The 6,502-nt window shown below is 63.0% G+C and carries 6 protein-coding genes and 1 pseudogene; 2 read left to right on the top strand and 5 right to left on the bottom strand.

Features of this window, described 5'->3' with window-relative positions; translation table 11 throughout:
- Positions 1-9: 9 nt before the first annotated feature.
- Positions 10-374: pseudogene (locus EOA27_RS16865) on the bottom strand (four helix bundle protein).
- Positions 375-419: 45 nt separating this feature from the next.
- Positions 420-1,853 (bottom strand): glutamine synthetase family protein, encoded by a 1,434-nt coding sequence (locus EOA27_RS16860; protein WP_126083531.1) that lies wholly within the window; start codon positions 1,851-1,853, stop codon positions 420-422.
- 130 nt (positions 1,854-1,983) lie between these two features.
- Between EOA27_RS16860 and EOA27_RS16855 the strand changes: the two genes are divergently transcribed.
- Complete coding sequence (locus tag EOA27_RS16855) at positions 1,984-2,706, top strand: HAD family hydrolase (protein WP_126079088.1); 723 nt, start codon at positions 1,984-1,986, stop codon at positions 2,704-2,706.
- 12 nt (positions 2,707-2,718) lie between these two features.
- Here the strand turns inward: EOA27_RS16855 and EOA27_RS16850 are convergent, their stop codons facing one another.
- The 3 genes from EOA27_RS16850 to aceA all read right to left on the bottom strand — a co-directional run bounded on the left by EOA27_RS16850 (position 2,719) and on the right by aceA (position 4,979).
- Entirely contained in the window at positions 2,719-3,102 is a 384-nt protein-coding gene (locus EOA27_RS16850; protein WP_189343238.1) for a response regulator, read from the bottom strand.
- A gap of 290 nt (positions 3,103-3,392) precedes the next feature.
- Positions 3,393-3,635, bottom strand: a complete 243-nt coding sequence (locus tag EOA27_RS16845) for a hypothetical protein (RefSeq protein WP_042640947.1) — start codon at positions 3,633-3,635, stop codon at positions 3,393-3,395.
- Between the two features lie 54 nt (positions 3,636-3,689).
- Positions 3,690-4,979, bottom strand: coding sequence for an isocitrate lyase (gene aceA / locus EOA27_RS16840; RefSeq protein ID WP_126079087.1), 1,290 nt, complete (start codon positions 4,977-4,979; stop codon positions 3,690-3,692).
- Between the two features lie 248 nt (positions 4,980-5,227).
- On the opposite strand from aceA, the gene EOA27_RS16835 reads away from it, so the two are divergent.
- Positions 5,228-6,502 (top strand): helix-turn-helix transcriptional regulator (locus EOA27_RS16835; protein WP_145970382.1); only part of this gene is annotated, 1,275 nt, incomplete at its 3' end.

Genomic DNA, 6,502 nt, shown 5'->3' with positions numbered 1-6,502 from the left:
GAGTAGGAGCTACTCGGGCGCTAATTTACGGATGAGGAGCCGCAAGAGTGTTCCTACGCTCTCACTTCGCACCATCAATTGTTGAGCTGCTTCGTTGGAGGTGATTCCGACGCGCTGCGCGATCAGCAAGTGAGTTTCCAACTCTTTGAGTGATCCCTGTGCAATCTAAGAAACTGTTGATAGGACGCTCGGCTTTCTCGTCCATAGCCCTCAGCGATGTTGGCAGGCACGGAAGCGGCTGCCCTGCGTAGCTGAGTTGTCAATCCATAGAGTTCTTCCTTCGGCCAGGCCCTTGTCGTTTCGTAGATCGAAACTGCGAGGTCCATAGCCTGCTGCCAGACGACCAAATCCCTGTACGATTCGATCTTCGCCATCGTTCCCCCTACTGCCCTACTGCCTTACTCCCCTACTGCCTTTCCTCACACATTGAGCAGCAGATATTCCCGCTCCCATGGGCTGATCACTTCCATGAAGGTCTCGAACTCGGCGCGTTTGATCGCGGTGTAGGTAGCGGCGAAGGATTTGCCGAGGATGGCGCCGAGCTCCGTATCGTCCTCGAAGAGGCCGACCGCCTCCAGAAGGCCGCGCGGCAGGTCGATTTCATCCGCGTTGGCGGTCGTCAGCACCGGCGGTTCCGCCTTGATCTTGTTGTTCATGCCCACCAGCCCGCAGGCCAGCGACGCGGCCAGCGCCAGATAGGGGTTGGCGTCCGACGACGGGATGCGGTTTTCGACGCGCCGCGCCGCCGGGTCCGAGCGCGGCACGCGGAAGGCGGTGGTGCGGTTGTCGTAGCCCCATTTGTTGTTGACCGGAGCCGAGGCCTGTTGAGTCAGCCGGCGGTAGGAGTTGACGTAGGGCGCGAACATCACCAGCGCGTTCGGCACATGCTTTTGCATGCCGCCGATGAAGTGGAAGAATGCGTCTGTCTCGGAGCCGTCCTCGGCCGAGAAGATGTTCTTGCCGGTCTTCTTGTCGACCACGGACTGGTGGATATGCATGGCCGAGCCCGGCTGTCCCTGGATCGGCTTGGCCATGAAGGTGGCGTAGATCTCGTGCTTCAGCGCCGCCTCGCGGATGGTGCGCTTGAACATGAACACTTGGTCGGCGAGCTCGATCGGGTTGCCGTGCCGCAGATTGATCTCGAGCTGGCCGGCGCCTTCCTCATGGATCAGCGTGTCGATCTCCAGGCCCTGCCGTTCCGAGAAATGGTAGATGTCGTCGATCAGCTCGTCGAACTCGTTGACGCCGGCGATCGAATAGCCGGCGCCGCCGCCGATCGGCCGCCCCGAGCGCCCGACGGGCGGCGTCAGCGGATAGTCCGGGTCGGGGTTCTTGCGTACCAGATAGAATTCGATCTCGGGTGCCACGACCGGTTTGAGCCCGCGCTCGTCATAGGCCGCAAGCACGCGCTTCAGCACGTTGCGCGGCGTGAACTCGACCGAGCGGCCGTCCTGGTGCACGAGGTCGCAGATCACCGCCGCCGTCGGGTCCTCTTCCCACGGCACCACGGTCAGCGTCGAGAGATCGGGCAAGAGCTTCAGGTCGCCGTCGTCCTCGGGATAGTGGAAGCCGTTGCCGTCTTCCGGGTAGCCGCCGGAGATCGTCGTCATGAACACGGCTGACGGCAGCGCCAGCGAGGTGTTGGAGGTGAATTTCTTCGACGGCATCATCTTGCCGCGGGCAACCCCGGCCTGGTCCGGCGTGATGCATTCGATGTCCTCGATGCCGCGCCACTCCAGCCAGGCGCTGGCTTCCTTCCAGTTCTTCACACCGCGTTCGTTTTTCAGGAAGGCAGGCGTGCGGGCGCGTCCCCCCCGGCTTGACGGACGGACTTCCTTTTTCTCAGGCGGCATCATTCACCAGATTGTGTTGCGGATTTCGGACTATAGCCGGGCACCACGGGGAAAGGAAAGGGGAGGCGGGACAACCAGCCATCCGTCTTCAGGCTGGCGGCGCGCCGCAACAGCAGGTACACCGGCCGTCATGAAGAACGGGCCCGCCTCTCATTTGACCACAATCGGCTTCGATGCAGACGACACGCTGTGGCACAATGAGCAGTTCTTCCGCATGACCGAGAAGCGCTTTGCCGAAATGCTGGCGGAGCACGGCGACCATGAGCATATCGCCGCAAGGCTGCTCGAGGCGGAAAGGCGCAACCTCGCCCTCTACGGCTTCGGCATCAAGGGTTTTACCCTGTCGATGATCGAGACGGCGGTCGAGATCACCGGTGGTGAGGTGCCTGGTTCGATCATCGGCGAGATCCTGGCCGCCGGCCGCGAGATGCTCAGCCACCCGATCGAGCCGCTGCCGCATGCGCGCGAGACGGTCGAGGCGCTGGCGGGCTCCTATCATCTGGTGCTGATCACCAAGGGCGACCTCTTCGATCAGGAGCGCAAGCTTGCGCAGTCGGGAATGGGTGACCTCTTCGACGCGGTGGAGATTGTCAGCGACAAGACCGCCGCCACCTATGCCCGCATCTTCAGCCGCCATGGCCGTGGTCCGCAGAGCAGCATGATGGTTGGCAATTCCCTCAAGTCCGACGTGGTTCCCGCCATCGAGGCCGGCGGTTGGGGCATCCATGTGCCGCACGAATTGACCTGGGCGGTCGAACATGCCGAGGCGCCTGTCGAGGCGTCGCGTTTCCGCCAGATTGCCCATCTCGGCGAGTTGCCGAGCCTTGTCGAGGCTATCGCAAAGGTTGGTTGAAGGTCCTACGGTCTAACCGCGCCCTGTCAGGCGATCGACCACCGGTTGCAGCCTCTCTGGCGTAATCGGCTTGGCGACGACCGCATCGACTATGCTCGACAGGCCAAGGCTCTCCGATGTGCCATTCCTGGTTGAGAGCAGGATAACCGCGGGCAGCGGTTTGCCGGAGACGCGCCGCAGCGCGTCGATGGCCGACATCAGCCGGTCGCAATCCTTGTTGTCGGGGCCGCCGTCGAGGATGACCGTGCCGGGCAGTTGGCCGGCCAGCGTCTTCTCGGCGGCCTCGGGCGATTCCGAGATCGGCTTCAGGCCCGATTTTTCGACGATTTTCGACACCACGACCCTGTTGATCGATGATTTTCCAACGACCAGCACCTTCGAGAAGTCCGCCGCCATCGCACCGGCGCGGGCTGCCGGTCTTGGATGTCTTTCGGAGTGGTCGTCACGGTCGGCGGGACACATCGGCGGGCAGGCACTCTGGTTCAATGCAGGGTTGAAACCTAAGGCAGAATTGAGTGAGATCGCAGCCGGTGTCAAGCTGAAACGGTCGAGGCTGAGAATATAGCAAGAAAATCCTGAATTCAGCGCAAGTCGTGCCTCTCGACGGCGAGACAAACCGAAAAAATGCGACAGTCTCCCGAACGTATAACGCGCGGGAGACTGTCGCCGAGACTGTTCACGTTACGTCAAGTATGGCTCTGATGGGTGACGATCACGGGGATCAGCAGGTCACCCCAGTTGCCGTCGCCGCCATGGTGCCTGGCCGAGCGCACCAGCTCCACCGAGACGCCGGCCTCGACTGCCTTCATGACCGACTGGTTGAGCCTGTGCAGATCGTTGGCGAGCATGCGGATCGTCGCCTGCTGGTCGACGCTCATCGCGCTCGATTGCTCTTCCGCCCTTTCCTTGACGCGGCTTATCGATGCCATTGGTCTTCTCCCCGATGTAGATGCCCTGCGGGCGTTTCCTCTGGTTGTTATCCGTTACTCGGCCGCCGGCCTGAACTGGGCGTGCTCGGTCGATTCATGCATGGCGGTGGTCGAAGACTGGCCGCCGGTGATCGCCATCGACACGGCGTCGAAATAGCCGGTGCCGACCTCGCGCTGGTGCTTGGTCGCGGTGTAGCCGTTGGCTTCCGCCGCGAACTCTGCCTCCTGCAGTTCCGAATAGGCCGCCATCTGGCGGTCCTTGTAGCCGCGCGCCAGCTCGAACATGCCAAAGTTCAGCTGGTGGAAGCCGGCCAGCGTGATGAACTGGAACTTGTAGCCCATCGCGCCAAGCTCCCTCTGGAACTTCGCGATCGTTGCGTCGTCGAGGTTCTTCTTCCAGTTGAACGACGGCGAGCAGTTGTAGGCGAGCAGCTTGCCCGGATGATGCTTGTGCACGCCTTCGGCGAACTTCCTGGCCTGTGCCAGATCCGGCTTCGAGGTCTCGCACCAGATCAGGTCGGCATGCGGCGCATAGGCCACGGCGCGCGCGATGCAAGGCTCGATGCCGTTCCTCACATTGTAGAAGCCCTCGACCGTGCGGCCTGCATCGTAATCGACAAAAGCCCGGTCGCGTTCGTCGATATCGGAGGTCAAGAGCTTCGCCGCTTCCGCGTCCGTGCGCGCCACGACCAGCGTCGGCGTGCCCATCACGTCGGCCGCCAGGCGCGCCGCGTTGAGGTTGCGGATATGCGCCACGGTCGGGATCAGCACCTTGCCGCCGAGATGGCCGCACTTCTTTTCCGACGCCAGCTGGTCCTCATAGTGGACGCCGGCAGCACCCGCCTCGATGAAGGCCTTCATGATCTCGAAGGCGTTGAGCGGGCCGCCGAAACCGGCTTCGGCATCGGCGACGATCGGCGCGAACCACGTCTCGACCGAAAGCCCGTTGCCTTCGGATGTCTCGATCTGGTCGGCGCGCTGCAGGGTGCGGTTGATGCGCTTGACGAGTTCCGGCGCCGCATTGGCCGGATAAAGCGACTGGTCCGGATACATGGCCGAAGCCGTGTTGGCGTCCGCTGCCACCTGCCAGCCCGAGAGATAGATCGCCTTCAGCCCGGCCCGAACCTGCTGCATGGCCTGGTTGCCGGACATCGCGCCGAGCGCGTTGACGAAATCCTCCTCGTGGATGAGCTTCCACAGCCGGTTCGCACCCATCTCGGCTAGCGTCTGGCGGATTTGCACGGAGCCGCGCAGCCGCTTCACATCCTCTGGCGAGTAGGGGCGCTCGATGCCATCGAAACGGCCTTCCGGCGCGGAGGGGACGAGGTTGTAAAAATCGGTCATTGGTCACTCCGGATCGTTTGAAAACTGCTTCAGCGCCACATCGCAAGGCCATATCCCCGACGTCTGTGTATGACAACGTTTACATTGCAGCGCGAAATAGGCCAGAGAAACCGCCGCTTGGTGCCGAAAATAAAGGAAAAGCTGTGTTGCCATTGACAAGTCCGCTCTGTTAATTTGTCATGATTGTAAAAGCGGCAAGGCGGGCGTTGGGTTCGATGCGCCTGTAAATCTTGTCAAAGGTGGAAGCGATGGCCGACCAGAAGATCTTTGCCGGGCCTCGGCTGCGCCGGCTGCGCAACGCCAGGGGGCTGACCCAGACGGCAATGGCCGAGGGATTGGGCATCTCGCCCTCCTACCTCAATCTTATCGAACGCAACCAGCGGCCGCTGACGGTGCAACTCATCCTCAAGCTGGCCTCCGTCTACAAGGTCGATCCGCATGAATTGCAGGGAGAGACCAAAGGCTCGATCGCGGCCTTGCGCGAAGCGTTCAGCGATCCGCTTCTTGCCGGCGAACTGCCCGGTGATCAGGAGCTGATCGACCTTGCCGAGACGGCGCCCAATGCCTCGGCGGCGATGGTGAAGCTCTTTCGCGCCTATCGCGAGCAGGCCGAGCGCCTGTCCGATCTCAACCAGCTGCTGGCCAAGGAGGGCAGGGCGACCGCCCTGTCCGGCGCGCGCCTGCCCGCCGACGAAGTCCACGAAGTGTTCGAACGTCGGCCGAACCACTTTGCTGCGCTGGAGGAGGAGGCGGAGGCTTTCACATCGCTCCTCGAGCCCGGCGACGATCTGTTCGGCGCGCTGAAGGCCTGGTTGAGGCGCGAGCACGGCATCGTCGTCAAGGTGCTGCCGGTCGCCACCATGCCCAACTGGCGCCGCCGCTATGACCGTCATTCGCAGCGCCTGTTCCTGTCGGAGCGTCTGTCGCCCTTCGATCAACTGCGCGAAGTCGCCATGGAGGCGAGCCTGATGCGCATGTCGGTGGCCGTCGCGGGCGAGATCCAGGGGCTGAAGCTCGGCACGGACGAGGCCCGCCGGCTCGCCCGCTTCGAGCTCGGCCGCTATGCCGCGCATGCGTTGATGATGCCCTACCAGGCTTTCCACGCCGCCGCCGTTCGCGCCCGCTATGATATCGATGTCTTGCGTTCCCGCTTCGGCGTCTCTTTCGAACAGGCGGCCAACCGCCTGACCATGCTGCAGCGGCAGGGCGCGGCGGGCGTGCCGTTCTTCATGCTGGAAGTCGACAATGCCGGCAACCGCTTCCGCAAGGCCGGCAGCCAGGGTTATCCGCAAAGCCGCTTCGGCGGCGGCTGCCCCAAGCTTCCCATTCACGCGGCCTTCTCGCAGCCGGGCCAGATCCTGGTCGAGGCGGTGGAAATGCCCGATGGCGCCGAGTTCCTTTGCATCGCCCGCACCCTGGAAGGCCCGCAAGGCGCCTTCTCCGAACGGCCGCGCCGCACCGCGCTCCTGCTTGGTTGCGATATCGGCTTTCGCGACGAGATCGTCTATGGCGCGGCGCTGCCG

This window comes from Mesorhizobium sp. M2A.F.Ca.ET.037.01.1.1 (assembly GCF_003998075.1).
GTDB lineage: Bacteria > Pseudomonadota > Alphaproteobacteria > Rhizobiales > Rhizobiaceae > Mesorhizobium.
Note: the sequence above shows the minus strand (reverse complement) of the source record. Positions and strands in the feature narration are given on the sequence as shown.

Bases quoted from the DNA above. Each gene is read 5' to 3' on its own strand.
- EOA27_RS16860 (WP_126083531.1), bottom strand. From the start codon at position 1,853: ATGCCGCCTGAGAAAAAGGAAGTCCGTCCGTCAAGCCGGGGGGGACGC.
- EOA27_RS16855 (WP_126079088.1), top strand. From the start codon at position 1,984: ATGAAGAACGGGCCCGCCTCTCATTTGACCACAATCGGCTTCGATGCA.
- EOA27_RS16850 (WP_189343238.1), bottom strand. From the start codon at position 3,102: ATGGCGGCGGACTTCTCGAAGGTGCTGGTCGTTGGAAAATCATCGATC.
- EOA27_RS16845 (WP_042640947.1), bottom strand. From the start codon at position 3,635: ATGGCATCGATAAGCCGCGTCAAGGAAAGGGCGGAAGAGCAATCGAGC.
- aceA (WP_126079087.1), bottom strand. From the start codon at position 4,979: ATGACCGATTTTTACAACCTCGTCCCCTCCGCGCCGGAAGGCCGTTTC.